12 protein-coding genes are annotated in these 19069 nt (G+C 60.4%); all 12 read right to left on the reverse strand.

The window, feature by feature from the left end; genetic code table 11:
• Positions 1–9: 9 nt before the first annotated feature.
• Positions 10–1641 carry an alpha-D-glucose phosphate-specific phosphoglucomutase gene (locus Q0792_RS04805; RefSeq protein ID WP_298836959.1) on the reverse strand — a complete coding sequence of 544 codons (1632 nt, stop codon included), beginning with the start codon at positions 1639–1641 and terminating at the stop codon, positions 10–12.
• The gene (gene malQ, locus Q0792_RS04810; protein ID WP_298836962.1) at positions 1641–3626 is read right to left on the reverse strand and encodes a 4-alpha-glucanotransferase; all 1986 of its coding nucleotides are present in this window, start codon (positions 3624–3626) and stop codon (positions 1641–1643) included. Before malQ ends, Q0792_RS04805 begins: the two co-directional genes overlap by 1 nt.
• Positions 3623–5719: a glycogen debranching protein GlgX gene (glgX, locus tag Q0792_RS04815; protein WP_298836964.1), complete on the reverse strand. Its 2097-nt coding sequence runs from the start codon at positions 5717–5719 to the stop codon at positions 3623–3625. Before glgX ends, malQ begins: the two co-directional genes overlap by 4 nt.
• A 13-nt stretch (positions 5720–5732) precedes the next feature.
• On the reverse strand, positions 5733–7175 hold the full coding sequence (gene glgA, locus Q0792_RS04820) for a glycogen synthase GlgA (RefSeq protein WP_298836966.1): 1443 nt from the start codon (positions 7173–7175) through the stop codon (positions 5733–5735).
• 4 nt (positions 7176–7179) lie between these two features.
• A complete protein-coding gene (glgC, locus tag Q0792_RS04825; RefSeq protein ID WP_298836968.1) occupies positions 7180–8439 on the reverse strand; it encodes a glucose-1-phosphate adenylyltransferase in 1260 nt (419 codons plus the stop codon).
• Positions 8440–8483: 44 nt separating this feature from the next.
• Positions 8484–10682, reverse strand: coding sequence for a 1,4-alpha-glucan branching protein GlgB (gene glgB / locus Q0792_RS04830; protein WP_298836970.1), 2199 nt, complete (start codon positions 10680–10682; stop codon positions 8484–8486).
• A gap of 29 nt (positions 10683–10711) precedes the next feature.
• A complete protein-coding gene (locus tag Q0792_RS04835) occupies positions 10712–13129 on the reverse strand; it encodes a glycogen/starch/alpha-glucan phosphorylase (RefSeq protein WP_298836972.1) in 2418 nt (805 codons plus the stop codon).
• A gap of 67 nt (positions 13130–13196) precedes the next feature.
• Positions 13197–14141 (reverse strand): carbohydrate kinase, encoded by a 945-nt coding sequence (locus tag Q0792_RS04840; RefSeq protein ID WP_298836974.1) that lies wholly within the window; start codon positions 14139–14141, stop codon positions 13197–13199.
• Positions 14142–14210: 69 nt separating this feature from the next.
• Positions 14211–14852 (reverse strand): bifunctional 4-hydroxy-2-oxoglutarate aldolase/2-dehydro-3-deoxy-phosphogluconate aldolase, encoded by a 642-nt coding sequence (eda, locus tag Q0792_RS04845; RefSeq protein WP_298838619.1) that lies wholly within the window; start codon positions 14850–14852, stop codon positions 14211–14213.
• 15 nt (positions 14853–14867) lie between these two features.
• Positions 14868–16673, reverse strand: coding sequence for a phosphogluconate dehydratase (edd, locus tag Q0792_RS04850; RefSeq protein ID WP_298836976.1), 1806 nt, complete (start codon positions 16671–16673; stop codon positions 14868–14870).
• Between the two features lie 39 nt (positions 16674–16712).
• Positions 16713–17720 (reverse strand): type I glyceraldehyde-3-phosphate dehydrogenase, encoded by a 1008-nt coding sequence (gene gap, locus Q0792_RS04855; RefSeq protein ID WP_298836978.1) that lies wholly within the window; start codon positions 17718–17720, stop codon positions 16713–16715.
• 206 nt (positions 17721–17926) lie between these two features.
• The gene (locus Q0792_RS04860) at positions 17927–19069 is read right to left on the reverse strand and encodes an iron-containing alcohol dehydrogenase (protein ID WP_298838620.1); all 1143 of its coding nucleotides are present in this window, start codon (positions 19067–19069) and stop codon (positions 17927–17929) included.

Raw genomic sequence — 19069 nt, forward strand, 5'->3', positions numbered from 1 at the left:
AGTCGGTTGTCAGGTTCTGACGTCCGGTTCAGTCCGTCCGATAAGGTTCTCAAGATCTGTGATATCCAGAAGCGCTGCACGGACATCCGCCAGTGCTGCTTCAGGGTCCAGGCCGTGGTCATCGTCGGGGCCGGCATATTGCTCGAGATAGACCCGCAGCGTGGCCCCCTCTGTTCCTGTACCAGAGAGGCGCAGCACTGCGCGCCCCCCATCCTTGAAGGAAATCCGCAGCCCCTGATTTTCACTCACCGATCCGTCGACCGGATCATGATAGGAAAAGCTGTCCGCGGCACTGACTGTCTGACCGGCAGATGTTGTGCCCGGCAATCCTGTCAGGTTTCCGGCCACCCGGTCCATGACCGCCTGTGCGGCCTCTGCCGGTACGGCCTCATAGTCGTGGCGCGAGTAGTAGTTGCGCCCGAATTCCGACCAGTGATCCTGCAGCATCTGCGCCACGGGGCGTTCAGTTACAGCAAGAATGTTGAGCCACAAAAGGACGGCCCAGAGACCGTCTTTTTCGCGCACGTGGTCAGAGCCTGTGCCTGCACTCTCCTCGCCGCAGAGCGTGACCTTGCCGGCATCCAGCAGATTGCCAAAGAATTTCCAGCCCGTGGGTGTCTCAAAACTTCCGATACCCAGCTTCTCGGCCACACGGTCACTGGCGCCGCTGGTTGGCATTGAGCGCGCGACCCCGGCAAGACCTGCACTGTACCCGGGTGCCAGATGTGCATTTGCAGCCAGCACCGCCAGACTGTCCGAGGGCGTCACATAGATACCGCGCCCGACAATCATATTGCGATCACCGTCACCGTCCGATGCGGCACCGAAATCAGGCGCAGTGTCCGACATCATTTCCTGCATCAGATCACGGGCCCAGACAGGGTTCGGGTCGGGGTGACCACCGCCGAAATCCTCGCTGGGAACAGCGTTCACCACAGTCCCTGCCGGCGCGCCAAGGCGCTCCTCAAGGACAGCTCTCGCATAGGGGCCGGTCACTGCATGCATGGCGTCAAACCGCATGGTAAAGCCACTGCTGAAAAGCGCTGCAATCCTGTCGAAATCAAACAGCTTCTCCATCAGCGCAAGGTAATCGGCAACCGGATCGACGATCTCGACTGTCATATCCCCCAGCACCGAAGTCCCCGGAGTGCCAAGATCGACGTCCCCTGCTTCCAGCGTTGCATAAGAGGTGATTGACTGGGTCTGTTCAAAGATGCCCGCCGTGATGTGTTCGGGCGCGGGGCCACCATTTGCAATGTTGTACTTGATGCCAAAATCGGCGTCGACGCCACCCGGGTTATGGCTGGCCGACAGCACCAGACCACCGTCGGTACCACGCTGGCGAATGAGGTTGGAAACTGCCGGGGTCGACAGCAGTCCGCCCTCTCCCACAATCACATGAGAGGCGCCGTTTGCAGCCGCCATCTTCAGAATGCTCTGAATGGCCTCGCGGTTATAGTACCGCCCGTCGCCGCCGACGACAAAGCTTTTGCCTTTCGCGCCGCCAATAGCATTGAAGACGGACTGCACAAAGCATTCCAGATAACCGGGCTCCATGAACACCCGGGTTTTCTTGCGCAGCCCGGATGTACCGGGTTTCTGCCCCTCAAATGGCCCTTTGGCGACGGTAACGATCTGCATCAGTTATCCTTTCTTCTGTCCGCAGACCGGCCAGCCCGGGCCATGATCTGCGCTGTCTTTTTCAGTCCGGCGTGGTCGGAGAGTTTGTCTACGCCGATCGGGTAACGCCTTTGCCAGTTGGGATGTTCCGAAACGGTTCCCGGCAGATTCTGTGCCTGGGATACATTCAGCATATCATCCAGCTGCACGGCAACCAGTGCTGTGGCACCACCGGCGAGGGCGCGGTGGATACTGTCCCGTCTGCCGTCTGCCGTTTGCCCGCGCGCCTGCCCCCCCGGCAAAGTGGCGACGTCGGCGCGGCGCTGTCTGCCCGCCCGGGTACGCGTGTCGGCATCAATCCAGCCCAGCTTTTCCCACCAGGCAATGTCTTCCCCCTGCAGATACCCCTGCAGTGTGGGCGTATCGTGTGTCCCGAAACATGCGAGCGTGTGCGGTCGCAGGCGTGACGGGCGGCGGAAGTTTCCAACGCGTGTCTTTTCGAACTGCTGCACGGTGTAACCGTAAAGGCCCCGATCGCTCATCTCTTCGCGGAAACCGGGGGGAACAAGACCCAGATCTTCGCCCACGATCACGGTTCCTGCGCGTTCCGCCTCGATGGCGACAATGGCCATCAGGGCACGGAAAGGCTGCCGGATGTACCCGCCCGGACTGCCCTCATCCGGGATCCAGTAGCTGCGGTTCAGGCCAAGCACATGGTCGATACGCATCAGGCCACAGTGACGCATCGTCGCCGCCAGCACCTGACGAAAAGGCGCATATTGCTGCATCTGCAGCCTGCGGGGCGCATAGCCGGTAAGCTGCCAGTTCTGACCTGCCGGGCTGAGGTGGTCAGGTGGAGCGCCAACAGACACCCCCTGCGCCAGCGCATCCTGTGCAGCCCATGCTTCGGCACCGCCACGCCGCGCGCCGACCGCGAGATCAAGATAAAGGCCAACCGGCATTCCAGCATCAAGAGCAGCGGTCTGCGCCGCGCGCAGTTGCTGATCTGCCATCCATTGCAGCCAGAGATGAAACCGCAGCCGGTCCGGCTCTGGCCCTGTCGCAGCCCCTGCAGGCCGTTGCAACGCCGCAGGCCAGTGCCGCCAGTCAGGGCCGTGGCGCTCGCTGAGTGCTTCGAAAAGAGCAAAGTCGCGCAGGTCTGCACCGCCCGCAGAGCAGAACCTGTCGAACGCGCTTTGTGCGGCTGTGCCGGCATTGTGAAAAAATGCAGTACCGGCGGCCTCGAGGGCCGCTTCGTGCAAAACCCTGTGTTTCGGATAATCCAGCAGCGCGCCCTGCTGGCAGTGACGATGCCCGCCCGGCATGGCGATCTGCCCGGTATTCAGAAAACCACGGTGGCTCGGGGAATAGGGACTGATCGTATCCTTGTCTGCCCAGCCCAGCGCATGAACCGGGTTGATCCCAAGAAACCCCGCCCCGTGCAGCCCAAGAACAGCTGCCAGCCTTTGCAGTTCCTCAAAAGAGCCGGGTCCGGTGTTGGACTCTGAATGCAGGCCATAAAGAGCGGCGACGACACCCCAGGTTTTTGCGCCGGCGCCGGTTTGCTCCAGAGATGGCGTTTTCCCCGGGCTGACCAGCAGGCGAACCTCCTGAGCTTCGCCTCTGCGTTCCAGGTGCAGATGATGCACGCCCGATGGCAGGGCCGGTAACGACAACCGGCATTCGCTGGTGATCCCCGACGCCATCTCTTCTGATGACCCGTCCGCGATGACATGCCACGAGCAGTCTGCGCGCGTTAACAGTTCTGCCGCCGCGCCGGTGGTTGCAAAGACATCAGGTGGCAACAGGGCGGCCGCCTTCTCAGCGGCCAGCGCATCGAGGCTCTCGGCAATCTCGGCACCAGATCCGGCTGCAAAGCCCGCCGCGCGCAGGAGGGCACGTTGCGTATCGACGCCGGTTGGCCTGATCACCCCCTCAAGGTCTTTGAACTCGGGGAAAATCCCTGCCTCATCCGCGAGGGCTCTGAGAGCCTGATCAGCATTCATCCGCCGGTCTCCGGCGCCGCAAAATGAGCGACGACCACAGGCCCCACGACAGTGAACGTGCCCGACTGTGCGGGTTGCCTTACAAAAGCGTCTTCGGCAGCGGTGCTCAGACCCCGGTACCAGCAAAGCCCGTCGGGCAACGGTGGTAAAGTCACCTCTGCCACGCCGTCACTGTTGATCAGAGCAACGTGTACCATGTCGTCCGTATCTGCTTCTTTGGGTGCATCAGCGGATCCGCGCAGCACAACGCACAGTTCAGATAAACCCGGATCACGCCAGTTCAGCGCCTGCGCGTCTGTATCAAACCAGCTGATATCCGGCAGACCGTCCGTGTCCCGCGTGTCACCATGCAGAAAACGGCTCTGCCGCAGCACGGGGTGGGCGCGCCGGAACGCTGCAAGCCCGGCGACAAATGCCGTCAGGTCCGGCTCCGCGTTCGCCCAGTCAATCCATGTGACGGTATTGTCCTGACAATAAGCGTTGTTGTTACCGTTCTGCGAATGCCCCGCCTCGTCGCCCGCAAGCAGCATCGGAGTGCCCTGCGACAGAAAAAGCGTTGCCAGCATGTTGCGCTGCCGCAGCCCGCGGCGCGCCAGTATATCCGGATCACCCGTGGGCCCCTCCACCCCGCAGTTGTCAGAATGGTTGCCGTGATGCCCGTCGCGGTTGTTTTCGCCGTTCGCCTCATTGTGGCGCCGGTTGTAGGCGGTGACATCCGCCAGCGTAAAACCGTCATGCGCGGCAAGAAAGTTCACTGAACTCCACGCGCGTCTGCCGCTGTGGTCAAAACGATCTGCCGAACCGGTCAGCCGTGCGCCAAGTTCCTGGGCTGCGTGCGCGTCCTGTTTCCAGAACCGGCGGGCCGTGTCGCGCCAGGCATCATTCCATTCCGTAAACGGGGCCGGAAACCCACCCAGCCGGTAGCCGCCCGGGCCGATATCCCAGGGCTCTGCGATCAGTTTGACACCGGCGAGCAGCGGATCCTGCCGCAGCGCATCAAAGAACCCCCCGGATGGATCAAACCCCTGGTCTTCACGGCCCAGCGTCGTCCCGAGATCAAAGCGGAAACCATCCACGCCCATCGTCCCGGCCCAGAACCGCAGACTGTCCATCACCAGACGCAGCACATGCGGGCTGGACACATTCACGGTGTTCCCGGTGCCGGTATCGTTGACATAAAAACGGGGCTGACCCTGGCGCAGACGGTAATAGGATGCATTATCCAGCCCTCTGAACGAAAGGGTCGGGCCGCGCTGGTCGCCTTCGGCGGTGTGATTGTAGACCACATCGAGGATCACTTCGATCCCGGCCGCATGAAAGCGGCGGACCATGTCACGGAAACCTGCATAACCCTGCGGTCCGAAGTAACGCGGCTCGGGCGCAAAAAAACCAACTGTGTTATAGCCCCAGTAATTGGTCAGGCCCTTGCGCAGCAGAAACGCGTCATTCAGGAAAGCATGGACGGGCAACAGTTCAATCGCTGTGATCCCGAGACGCTGCAGGTGGTCAATGACCGCATCGCTTGCGAGCCCTTCGTATGTACCGCGCAAAGCGTCGCTGACGTCAGGATGCAGTTGTGTCAGCCCTTTGACATGCGCCTCATAAATTACTGTTTCATCCCATGGGCGGTGCAGGTGTGATGCGTCGGTGCGAAAAAACGCGAGGTCCGGCACCACGGATTTGGGCACGAAAGGCGCTGAATCCCGGGTGTCAAAAGACAGGTCTTCGTTTGCCGCAGTCGCATCATAGCCAAGCAACTGGGGGCCATTCTGCCAGGCACCGCGGAGTTCCCGCGTATAGGGATCCATCAGCAGTTTGTGCGGGTTGAAGCGGTGACCCTGCTCCGGTGCGTAAGGCCCGCAGACGCGGTATCCATAGGCAGCGCCCGGTTTCAGCCCCGGAACGAACCCATGCCAGATATCGCCCGTGCGTTCGGGCAGCACCAGGCGCTGTTCTTCTTTGCTGCCATCCGCAGAAAACAGGCACAGTTCGATCCGGTGCGCATGCGCTGAAAAGACCGCAAAATTTACCCCGTCATCCCGCGGCACAGCGCCCATGGGATGCGGTGTGCCCGCAGTGATGTGACAGGCCATACCAGGCGTCCCGTCAGGTTTCGGCGCCGACAAGGCCGCGGTAAAGCGCCATATAGTCGTTCGCCGCACTGTCCCAGCCGACCGGGTGCTTCATGGCCCTGCGCATCATGCCCGCCCAGACATCAGGCTGTGCAAAAAGATCGCAGGTGCGTGAAATGGCATCCTCCAGCGCTGCAGTAGTAACCGGAGCAAACTGCACTCCTGTTGCCACGTTTGCGGCCAGTGCAGCCTCATTCGCGTCGATCACCGTGTCGGCAAGCCCGCCAGTCCGTGCCACCACCGGCAACGTCCCGTAGCGCAGACCATAGAGCTGGGTCAGACCACAGGGTTCGAACCTGGAGGGGATCAGGATGGCGTCGCTGCCTGCCTGCATGAGGTGCGACAGCGGCTCGTCATAGCCGATGACGGCACCAACGGCACCCGGCCATTTGTGCACTGCCGCAGCAAATCCCGTTTCCAGCGCACGATCGCCACTGCCCAGAACAGCCAGGCGCCCCCCCTGCGACACCAGCCAGGGCAACGCTTCGAGCAGGAGATCAAGACCCTTTTGCGTTGTCAGACGACTGATCACGCAGAACAGCGGACCGGGTCCATCCTCAAGGCCAAACCGTTTCATCAGGGCGCGCCGGTTCTTCTGCCTGGATCTGAGACCCCGCGATGTGTAGCGCGCCGCGATATGCGGGTCGGTGGCCGGGTTCCATACGTCAGTGTCTATGCCATTCAGAATGCCCGTCAGGTCCTGGCGGCGATAGCGCATCAGACCTTCAAGCCCCATACCGAACTCCGGCAGCATCAGTTCGCGCGCATAGGTCGGGCTGACGGTCGTGATGCGGTCTGCCATGGCCAGACCAGCTTTAAGGAAGCCAAGCTGACCCCAGAATTCTGCCCCGTCGCGGGTAAAGTGGCGGCGCTCCAGGCCGAGCTTTTTCATCAGTTTCGGATCATAAAGTCCCTGAAAGGCAATGTTGTGGATCGTCATCACCGTGGGGGGCGGATTTGCCGACAGCTGGCTCATGTAAGCCGGGACAAGCCCTGCCTGCCAGTCGTGCATATTGACAAGGTCGGGCTGCCAGTCCTCCAGCGCACCCGTCCCTACTGCCGCCGCCGCGCGCGAAAGGGCTGCAAAACGTTCGGCATTGTCGGGCCAGTCCTGCCCGTCAGACCCGAGATAGATCGCACCCGGTCGGTCGTACAGGTGCGGCGCATCCAGAAGCAGAAGGTCAATACCTTCGGCCGAACAGGCAAGCAGACGCGCCTGACCTCCCATCAGATCAGGCAGGGACCAGACTTCCTTTGCCTGTTCTGCCAGGGGCCTCAGAGCGGGATAAGCCGGCAGCATCACCCGGGCCTCTGCACCGGTCTGCGCCAGGGCCTTTGGAACGGCACCGATCACATCTGCCAGCCCGCCCGTTTTTACAAAGGGCGCGCATTCTGAGGCAACGAAGAGAACTTTCATCCTGTCAGAGATCCAGTCTGTCGATCATGGGTTGCGTGATCAGACAGATCCCGTTGTCTGTCCGCCGGAACCGTTTCGCGTCCAGATCCGCATCCTCACCGACGACAAGACCTGCAGGAATGACCACGCCCCGGTCAATTACGACATTCGTAAGCCGCGCGTTCCGGTTGATTTCGGCATAGGGCATCGCAACGACGCCTCTGAGTTCCGAGTAGGAATGCGTGCGGACACCAGTAAACAGAAAACACCGGTCCAGCTGTGATCCCGAGATAATGCATCCGCCGGAAACCATGGAAGAGACCGCATGGCCGCGTCGCCCTGCCTCGTTGTGGATGAATTTCGCAGGCGGCGTAAGTTCCGAATACGTCCAGATCGGCCATTCGGTATCGTATAGATCAAGGTCAGGCTCGAAGTCTGTAAGGTCGATATTTGCCTGCCAGAAGGCATCGACTGTACCGACGTCCCGCCAGTACGATCCAATCTCGTTTTCGGTGCGGACGCAGGACCGGCTGAAAGGGTGCGCGATTGCTTTGCCTTCGGCGACAATCTTCGGAATGATGTCGCCGCCAAAATCGTGATTGTATCCGGGCTCTGCCGCTGCTTGGGCCATAATCCGGAAAAGATATTCCGTCTCAAAGACGTAAATGCCCATAGACGCCAGCGCGCGATCAGGGTCATTCGGCATCGCAGGCGGGTCTTTGGGTTTTTCCACAAAGTCGAGGATGCGGTCTTCTGTATCGACTTTCATCACACCGAATGCAGTGGCTTCCATCCGTGGAACCTCGATACATCCCACGGTAACATCAGCACCGCTTTCGACATGGTGCTTGATCATCAGGGAATAGTCCTGCTTGTAAATGTGGTCCCCTGCCAGAATGACAATGTACTTCGGCCCGTAGCCTTCGATGATGTCCTTGTTCTGGGCAACAGCATCGGCTGTACCTTTGTACCAGTTCTCATTGTTCATCTGCTGGGACGCGGGCAGAATATCCAGCGACTCGTTGCGTTCGGCGCGGAAAAAGCTCCAGCCGCGCTGCAGATGCCGGATCAGCGAATGGGCCTTGTACTGTGTCGCCACACCGATCCGGCGGATACCCGAATTCACGGCATTGGAGAGCGGAAAGTCGATGATCCGGCTCTTACCACCGAAATACATCGCAGGTTTGGCACGGATGTCCGTCAGTTCGTAAAGGCGACTGCCCCGCCCACCTGCCAGGACAAATGCCATAGTCTGCTGTGCAAGCCGCTGCGATTCCGTGTTCATTCAAGTTCCTCCCCTGATTTCCCTGCTCCCTGTATACACCGCGATCAGTCGCGCGCGGGTACGAAAAACAACGTGGTCAGGGGGGGCAGCGTCAGGCTGAGCGCCCACGACCTGCCCGAAACGCCGTGCTCTGTCGCCTCGGCGCTCCCCAGATTTCCGTTCCCGTTCCCGCCGTATACGGCAGCGTTCGTGTTCAAACGCTCGAGCCAGCGGCCTGGTTCCGGAACCCCCACCAGATAATTTTCGCGCGCTACCGGTGTCATGTTCGAAACGACAAGCACCGGTGGTGTATCTTCACGCCCGTGCCGGAGCCACGCGAAAACAGAGTGTTCGGCATTGTTCTCGTCCAGCCATTCAAACCCATCGGGCGATGCATCCTGCTGATAAAGCGCCGGAAACTCGCGGTAGACACCGTTCAGGTCACGCACAAGATTCTGCACCCCCCGGTGCAGTGCATTGTCGAGCAGATGCCAGTCAAGGCTGCCGTCGTGGTTCCACTCACGGCCCTGCGCAAATTCCCCCCCCATAAACAAAAGCTTTTTGCCGGGATGTCCCCACATGAACCCGTAGTATGCGCGAAGATTGGCGAACTTCTCTTCACCTTCGCCGGGCATCTTGTCGAGCAGAGAGCCTTTGCCATGCACAACTTCATCATGGCTGAGCGGCAGTACAAAGTTCTCGGAGAACGCGTAATGCAGGCCGAAAGTCATTTTGGAATGGTGGTATTTCCGGTGAACGGGATCTTCGCTCATATAGCTGAGCGTGTCGTTCATCCATCCCATGTTCCACTTGAAACCAAATCCCAGACCGCCCTGATCCGCAGGTGCAGTCACGCCCGGAAAAGCAGTGGATTCCTCGGCAACCGTCATAATCCCCGGCACCTCGCCATAGGTCCGGGTGTTCATTTCCTGCAGAAAGGCGATCGCTTCATAGTTTTCACGCCCGCCGTCCTTGTTGGGAATCCACTCTCCGTCTTTGCGCGAATAATCGCGGTAGAGCATCGAGGCAACAGCATCAACACGCAGGCCGTCGACATGGTGCTCCTGCAGCCAGTAAAGCGCATTGGCTGTCAGATAATTGCAGACCTCTGCGCGCCCATAGTTGAACACCAGCGTATTCCAGTCGGGGTGAAACCCTTCTTTGCGATCGGCGTGTTCATAAAGATGGGTACCATCAAACAGACCGATCCCATGCGCGTCTTCGGGGAAATGCCCCGGCACCCAGTCAAGGATGAGGCCCATACCGGCATTGTGACAGGCCTCGACAAACGCACGGAATTCGTCAGCTGTACCGTGCCGTATTGTCGGTGCGTAAAGACCGACAGGCTGATACCCCCACGAGCCGTCGAAGGGAAATTCTGACACCGGCATCAGCTCGATATGTGTGAACCCCAGATCGGCGGCATAGGCCACAAGGTCTCTGGCGTGTTCGTGATAGCTCAGCGGCCTGTTGCCCTCCTCGGGGACGCGCCGCCATGACCCAAGATGCACCTCGTAGACTGACACAGGCCTGTCAAACCGCTGGCACTCTGCGCGGCGGGCCATCCACGGGCCATCCTGCCAGTCATACCCTTCGATCCTGCGGACAACAGAACCCGTCCGGGGCGGATGCTCGGCCCCGAAGCCAAAGGGGTCCGCTTTCTGAGGCAGGGCCTTGCCGGCAGCGTCAAGAAGCTCGTATTTATAAACCGTCCCCTCGCCAACGCAGGGGACGAATATTTCCCAGACGCCGGTGGCGCCGCGCCGGCGCATTGTGTGACGTCTGCCGTCCCACAGGTTAAAGTCTCCTACAACAGAGACACGGGAGGCGTTTGGCGCCCAGACAGCGAAATGCGTACCCGCAGAGCCCTCATGCGTCATTACATGCGCGCCAAGCACACGCCACAGCTGACGATGGGCGCCCTCGCTGATCAGGTGCTCGTCCATTTCACCGATCACCGGACCGAACCGATAGGCATCCTCTTCGGTCCAGGTATGCCCGTTTGCTGTTATCCTGTAGCGATAGGCAAAAGATTTTTTGCGGCGCGAAGCCACGCCCTCAAAAAGACCGGGCGCGTCCGGTACCGGCGACAGATTTACGATCCGCCTGCCAGTCTTTGTGTCGATGGCTTCAATAACCTCTGCCCCGGGCACAAAGGCACGCAGGGTAAAACGTCCGTCCGCATTGTGCAGACCCAGCACCGAAAAGGGGTCTGGATGGGTGCCCGAAACAATACGGTGTCTGTCGGTGTCACTGAGGGTCAAAGACCAACTCCTTTCCCGGCTCAGACGGATCAGGCGACGTCGCGCCGCGAACCGCCCTCCGCACTGAGCGACTGCACGTTCCAGATGTCACGTGCATAGCCGCTGATCGTCCTGTCGGACGAGAACCACCCTACCCGCGCAGTGTTGAGTGCCGCAAGCCGTGTCCATGCCTTGCGGTCAGCAAAGGCATCGTCCACCACGCGCTGGGTGTCATAGTAGCTGTCAAAGTCGCAGGTCACGAGGAAGTAGTCGTGGTTGATCAGTCCCTCGACCAGACCGGCATACCTGTCCTTCTGACCGGGCGAAAACACACCGGAGCGTATCTGTTCAAGGACACGGCCGAGACGCGGGCTGGCAGCAACCGCGCGCGCGGCATATCCCGGCTCCATCCGCCGTTCCGCCACCTGGGCTGCTGTCAGACCGAAGAGGAAGAAGTTTTCCGCCCCGACACAGTCGCGGATTTCCACGTTCGCTCCATCAAGTGTGCCGATCGTCGGTGCGCCGTTGAGGGCAAATTTCATGTTACCCGTGCCGGAGGCCTCCTTGCCCGCAGTTGAGATCTGCTCGCTCAGGTCCGTTGCCGGGATCAGCACCTCCGCCATGGAAACATTGTAGTTCTCCGGATAGACCACCTGCAAAAGGTCGCGCGTTGCCGGATCGGCGTTGATCACAGTGGCCACATCATTGATCAGATGAATGATCTCTTTGGCCACCACGTACCCCGGCGCTGCCTTGCCGGCGAAAATTTTGACCCGTGGCGTTTTCTGCGCAGCCGGATTGTCACGAATGTCGTTCCAGAGGGCCACCGTTTCCAGCAGGTTCATCAGCTGGCGTTTGTACTCGTGGATGCGTTTGATCTGAACATCAAACATTGCGTCTGTGTTCAGCGTCACGCCGTCACGATCCTTCAGCCATGCTGCAAGTCGCGTTTTATTGGCATCCTTGGCTGCCTGGAACCGGTCAATAAACGCCGGGTCGTCAAGATGTGCGTTCAGCCCCTGCAGCTGTTCCAGATCATCCGGCCAGGCGGTTCCGATCGTATCGTTGATCAGGTCGCGCAGAGGCGGATTGCACGAATACAGCCAGCGGCGTGGCGTAATACCGTTCGTCTGGTTGATGATGCGCCCCGGATAAGCCGCGTTCAGATCGGCAAATACGGTTTCCTTCACCAGATCAGAGTGCAGCGCCGAAACCCCGTTTACGCGATGTGCCATGACAAAAGCCAGCTCACCCATTTTGACTTCACCGTGTTCGATGATGCGCACAGCCTCACCGGCTTCTGCAAAGTGGGACGCTTCTATCAGCTGAATGATCCGGTGATGTCGCGGCAGAACCCGCGCAAAGAGATCTTCTGGCCAGCGTTCCAGCGCTTCGGGCAACAGCGTATGGTTGGTATAGGCAAGACAACCGCGGGCAACAGAAATTGCGCGCGACACTTCGAAACCATGATCATCCATCAGAATGCGCACCAGTTCCGGCCCCGCAATGGCCGGGTGCGTATCGTTGAGCTGAATTGCCACGTGATCGGCAAGGGTGTTCAGATCACCCTCTTCGCTGAGAAAGCGCCGGATGAGATCCTGCAGCGACGCGGAGGTAAAGAAATACTCCTGCTTCAGGCGCAGCTCTTTCCCGATGTCGGTCGTGTCGTCAGGATAGAGAACCCGGCTGATGGTCCTTGCAAGGGCTTCGGGAGCGCTGGCTGCCAGATAGTCGCCGCGGTTGAAACTCTCCAGGTCAAAGCTGATGTCAGGGCGTGCTGCCCAGAGGCGCAGGGTGTTCGCCCAGCGACCGCGCCAGCCCACCACCGGGGTATCATAGGCGGAGGCGATGACAGTTTCGGCAGGATGCCAGACAGAGCGGTCGCCCTCTTCGCTGACGTGGCCACCAAAACGGATGGGATAAGAGACTTCGGGGCGCTCGAACTCCCAGACATGTCGCTGTTCCAGCCAGGTTTCAGCTGTCTCGACCTGGCGGCCCTTGTCAAAATGCTGTTCAAAAAGGCCGTGTTCGTAGCGGATGCCATATCCGTATGCAGGGATGCCGAGGGTTGCCAGTGAATCCATAAAACAGGCCGCAAGACGCCCCAGGCCGCCGTTCCCCAGGGCGGCATCAGGCTCGTCGGCGACGACAAGCGCATAGTCCTGGCCCAGCTCAGTCATGGCGTCCCGCGCCACATCTTCCATGCGCAGGTTGACCGCGACATCCTCGATCAGACGTCCGATCAGGAACTCCATCGACAGGTAATACACCCGTTTGCCACGGGCTTCGTAGGTCCGGCGCGTGCTTTCGAACCAGGGGTCGACCACCATGTCGCGCAGCGCCAGTGACAGCGACATGCGCCAGTCATACCGGGAAGCGTGCGGGGCGTCTTTGCCCAGTGATTGTTTGAGGTGGCGCAGAATCGCGGCGCTGAACTCGGAAACGTCGGGAATGCTCTGATCAGGCATATAATCTCTTTACTGTTGTCGGGGCCACACCTGTGCCCGGATTCTGAGCGGCGAACCTAATGCGAAGTCACGCGAGGTCCAAGCCCGAAAGCTCACGGGCCCAGGGTGGGTTGGCCCCTGCCCTGGAAACGGTGACGGCGGCGACGGCGGCACCGCGTGCCAGCGCCTTTTCCATCTGAGCTGCTGAAATGTCTGAAATACGCGACTTTTTCAGGTATCCGCCGGCACTGAGCGCCTCGAGCACACCGGCGTTGAAGGTGTCGCCCGCACCGACCGTATCGACGACCTCGACCCTTTGCGCGGGCGCTTCAACTGCGGTCCCATCCGCGAGATACGCCGAAGCGCCATCGCCACCCCGCGTCACAATCACAACGCCTGGCCCTTTCGCCAGGATCGCCTGTGCTTTTTCCGCCAGCGGGCCCGGACCGGGCAGAATCCACTCCAGATCCTCGTCCGAGACTTTCAGGATGTCCGTGCGCGCAATCATCAGATCAAGGCGCGCCCGGTACCGCGCCTCGTCCCGGATAAAGCCAGGCCGGATATTCGGGTCCATGACGATCGCGCGGCTGTCTGCATCGCGCAGCGCAAGACCGGCGTAAAAATCCGCGCAGGGTTCGCTGATCAGGCTGATGCCCCCGAAATAAAGCGTTTCGATACTGTCCGGCAGATCCGGCAACTGGTCGGGAAACAGGCTGCGCCCGGCGGTATTCTCATCGTAGAATGTGTAGGTCGCATGGCCATCTGTGAGCCGTACAAAGGCCAGCGTGGTCGGCAGATCAGACAACACGGCGAACCGTGCATCCACACCGCTGTGTTCAAGCGCTTCGCGCAGCTGCTCGCCAAAGAGGTCCCGGGACATACCCGTGAGAAAACCGGTACCAACGCCCAGCCGGCCCAGCGCGATGGCCGTATTGAAAACGGCCCCACCCGCATGTGGCACAAATCCCGTGCCACCTGTCGTAACAGGCGTCGGGATCATATCAATAAGCGCTTCTCCGCAACACAGTATCATGTCATTCCCCGAAAAACTGTCGTCTGGTTTTCCCTGACCGGACGGTGTGGCGTCAATTGGCCCGGAAGATCACCGCCCGAGCTGCGAGGCCTCGGCGGCCAGGGTTTCAATGCCTGCCCAGTCGCCCGCGGCTACCTTATCGGCCGGCGCCACCCAGCTGCCACCGGCGCAGAGTACATTGGGCAGCGACAGGTAATCCATTGCATTTGAAGGGCTCACCCCACCGGTGGGGCAAAACGAAATATGCGGCAGCGGCGCACCGATGGCTTTGAGCGCGGGAGCACCGCCTGAGGCCTCGGCCGGAAAGAATTTCAGAACGTCATATCCGCGCTCAAAAAGCCGCATCGCTTCAGAGGCTGTGGCCGCGCCGGCGAGCAGCGGCAGTTCGTGTTCTTCGCAGGCAGCCAGCAATGCATCTGTTGCCCCGGGCGAGACGCCAAAGGTGGCGCCGGCCGCTTTGGCGGCTACCACATCCGCCGGCGTCACCAGCGTACCCGCCCCGACGACACCGCCGGGGACTTTCGCCATCTCAGAGATCACGTCGAGCGCGGCTGGTGTGCGGAGCGTCACTTCAAGCGCCGGAAGACCACCGGCCACCAGGGCTTCGGCCAGAGGGCGCGCGGTCGCTGCGTCCTTTACCACCAGCACCGGCACAATAGGAGCGAGACCACAGATTTCTCTGGCGCGCTGGCTTGCCTGACCGGGTGTCATCATCAGTCCGTTCCTTCAGTAAAAGACGCAGGCGCCGGTATCGGCGGTTCCGACTTCGCGACGGAAATTGCGGAAAAGCTCGCGCCCGAGCCCAAATTCATTGCCGGACAGATCCGCCGTGGCGGGCGTACGGTCCTCAACACCTTCGGTGAGAATATCCAGCGTGCCGGCAACCGCGTCAACGCGGACAATGTCACCATCCTGCAGCTTGCAGATCGCCCCGCCGTCCAGAGCCTCGGGGCTGACGTGGATCGCCGCCGGCACAGAACCGGATGCGCCGGACATCCGTCCATCTGTCACGAGCGCCACGTTAATGCCCCTGGCCTGCAGGTTTTTCATCAATGGTGTCAGGCTGTGCAGCTCTGGCATGCCGTTGGCTTTTGGCCCCTGAAAGCGCACGACCACAACGGTATCGGTTTTGATTTCCTGCGCCCGGCAGGCGGCTTTGACTTCTTCCTGATCGTTGAACACACGCACAGGTGCCTCGACAATCTGGTGTTCCGGTTTGACTGCCGAGACCTTCATCACAGCGTTCCCCATTGACCCGGTCAGCCGTTTCAGACCACCGGTCTGCTGAAAAGGATCAGCCGCGGGCCGCACAATTTTCTCGTTCAGACTGCGCGTTGTGCCCGGCTCCCAGACGGCTTTGCCGTCGCGCAGCTTGGGCTCCTGCGTATAAAGCTCCAGACCACCGCCCGCGACCGTTGTTGTATCAGCATGCAGCAGTCCCGCGCCCAGCAGCTCGTGGATCATATAGCCAAGGCCACCGGCTGCGTGGAAATGGTTCACATCCGCAAGGCCGTTCGGATACACCCGCGCCAGCAGCGGCGTGACCTCTGAGATATCAGAAAAATCAGCCCAGTCGATGATGATGCCCCCGGCCCGCGCCATTGCGACCAGATGAATCAGCAGGTTTGTCGACCCGCCCGTGGCATTCAGTCCGACAATGCCGTTCACAAAGGCCTTTTCGTCAAGCACGTCATAAACCGGCGTATAGTCGTTCCCGAGGTCCGACATCGCCAGCGCGCGGCGCGCCCCTTCTTTGGTCAGCGCATCGCGCAACCCGGTGTTCGGCGTCACAAAGCTGGTGCCCGGCAGATGCATTCCCATGAATTCCATGAGCATCTGGTTGGTGTTTGCTGTACCGTAAAAGGTGCAGGTGCCGGGGCCGTGGTATGCGCCCATCTCGGCTTTCATCAGCTCTTCGCGCCCGACCTCTCCGGCGGCAAATTTCTGACGCACCTGGCTTTTCTCTTCGTTGGACAGCCCGGACGTCATAGGCCCGGCTGGCAGGAAAATGGTCGGCACATGCCCGAAAGTCTGCGCTGCGATCACAAGACCCGGAACAATCTTGTCACAGACACCCAGATAGACCGCTGCATCAAAAGTGTTGTGGCTCATGGCCACAGCAGTCGCCATGGCAATCACGTCACGCGAAAACAGGCTCAGTTCCATGCCCGGTTCGCCCTGTGTGACACCATCACACATCGCCGGAACACCGCCCGCCACCTGCGCCGTACCACCCGCTTCACGTGCGGCCTCGCGGATCAGTTCCGGGTAGCGTTCAAACGGCTGATGCGCCGAGAGCATGTCGTTGTACGTCGTCACAATGCCCAGATTGCCGGCTGACTTATGGGCCAGTGCATCCTGATCAGGACCGGCGCCGGCATATGCATGCGCCTGGCCACTGCAGCTCAGGTGTGCACGGGCGGGCCCTTTGGAACGGGCAGCCCGCATTCGGTTAAGATAGTCGCCCCGCGGGCCTTCGCTGCGCGCAATAATGCGATCAGTGACGCGCGCGATCGTGTCATTCAGTGTCATAGTACCTCCTCAGAGAAGGTTTGTAACGGACTGGCCGCGTCAGGATTTGGACAATGCGGCCAGCTTGCGGCCAGTGTCGACCATACGGTTGGCAAAGCCCCATTCGTTGTCATACCAGCTGACCACGCGGATCAGCCCGTCTGCCGTCACGCTGGTCTGTGCCGGAGCGAATGTCGACGAATGCGGATCATGGTTGAAGTCGATCGATACCAGCGGATCAGCTTCGTACCCGAGAATACCTTTGAGCGGACCCTCTGCCGCGGCCTTCATGGCGGCGTTGATCTCGTCTTTGGTTGCTGTTTTCTCCGGCACAAAGACCAGATCCACCAGCGATACGTTCGCCGTCGGCACCCGCACTGCCGATCCTTCGAGGCGGCCCTCCAGATGCGGAAGAACGAGCGAAATCGCACGCGCAGCCCCGGTGGAGGTCGGCACCATAGACAAGGCCGCTGCCCTGCCCCGGTATGGGTCCTTGTGGGCGGAATCGTGCGAGGGCTGATCGCCTGTATAGGCATGGATTGTCGTCATATAGCCCGTTTTGATACCGACCAGATTGTCGAGAACATAGGCAACAGGCGCCAGGCAGTTCGTTGTGCAAGATGCATTAGAGACGATAACGTCATCTTTGGTCATGTCCTTGTCGTTGACGCCAAACACTACGGTCCGGTCAACATCTGTACCCGGCGCAGAGATCAGAACGCGCCCGGATCCGTTTTTCAGGTGTGCCTCAGCAGCGGAACGCTTGGTAAAGAAACCGGTGCATTCCATAGCAACATCCACACCGTCCCATGGCAGTTCTGCCGGATCGCGCGTCGCCGTGACCTCGATAGTTTTTCCATTAACAACAAGTGCATTGCCCTGAACGGAAACCTCACCCTGAAAGCGCCCGTGAACAGAGTCGTACTTGAGCAGATGCGCCAGCGTTTCCGGCGACGACAGATCGTTTATGGCGGTTACTTCAACATCGGAAATGTCGTTTTCTGCCAGCGCACGCAGCACGCCACGGCCAATGCGACCAAATCCGTTTATTCCGACAGTATGCGACATGGTGTTTCTCCTGAATCGTCTGGCCCGCGATGACATCGGGCAATCTGAAGTCTTGTTAGCGCTAACGATCACATCCCGGCAAAAAGTGCAATGCCTGATTTGCATCTGACGTGCGTACGGGGTGCGTCATATCTGCGCGCCGGACAGCCTCCTGAAACCAGATAGTGCGGAAACCCGCTTCCGACAGTTTACCTTGGAAACAGAGTTCAGATCGCGTCGCGCATGATGCTGACAAGCGTGTCGCGTGACAGCCCGCAGGGGTTTGCTTTCATGGAAGACGCCGTTTCGGCCTCATCTGCAATGGCAGAAAGATCAGTATCATCGCGCACCCAGGCCCCAAGACGGGCAACGCCCCAGCGGTCCAGCATCGGCTGGATCTGCGCGAATACGTCCCCCTGCAGGTGAAACGCGCCGGCAAACATCGCTTGGACTTCGTCAAATCTTGCAACGTCTGCGCCACTCTTTTGCATTTCATCCCTGTTCGCCACAAGAACCGGACCAAGAAGACGGCCGCAGATCAGACCATGCGGCGCGCCGAGGCGGCCACCCAGCACGCCTGCAAGGCCATGCACAGCGCCAAGCCCTGCGTTGGCCAGCGCCAATCCGCCGGCCAGACTGCAAAAAGCCATCGCATCGCGCGCATCGCGGTCCTCGCGCTGCTCAAGAACCGCAAGCGCCTGCAGACCCTGCGGAATCGCAGCGCGGCATAAGGCGTCGGTTACCGGATTGTGCCTGTTGCACAGCAGCGGCTCGATCACCTGTGTGACCGCATCCAGCCCGGCGGAGAGTGTAACGGACCGTGGCGACCCATCTGTCAGCGCAGGGTCGATTACGGCAACATCCGGCAACATCCTGTCATCGCGCAGGCTGACCTTGCGACCTGCCTCCGGCACCGCGATCACTGCGTTCCTGGTCACTTCGGCACCGGTTCCGGAGGTTGTCGGCACGGCAACAAAGGGCAACGGATTCTGCATCAGAGGGGCACCGCCGCCGACACCCTCGAGGTGATCAAGAACCTGCCCGCCTCCGGGCAGAAGTGCGGCGATCGCTTTCCCAAGATCGATCACAGCGCCACCGCCGACTGAAACCACGACATTGCATGCCGCGCCGCGTCCCGCCTCCAGCCCTCTGGAAACCATCCGCACGTCGGGCTCTGCCGTGCAACTGACAGGCGTGACCTGCGCGCCCGATGCCTCGAGCGCCCGGACAAGGCTGTCTGCAAAGGGCACCGAGCGGCCCCTGACCAGCAGGACACGCGCGCCAAAGCCCGAAACGATGCCGGCGACCTGATCAGATACCCCGCGGCCGAAAACCACGCGACCTGCGGTCAGAAAGGTGAACGGTGTCAG

Source organism: uncultured Roseobacter sp. (assembly GCF_947495025.1).
GTDB lineage: Bacteria > Pseudomonadota > Alphaproteobacteria > Rhodobacterales > Rhodobacteraceae > Roseobacter.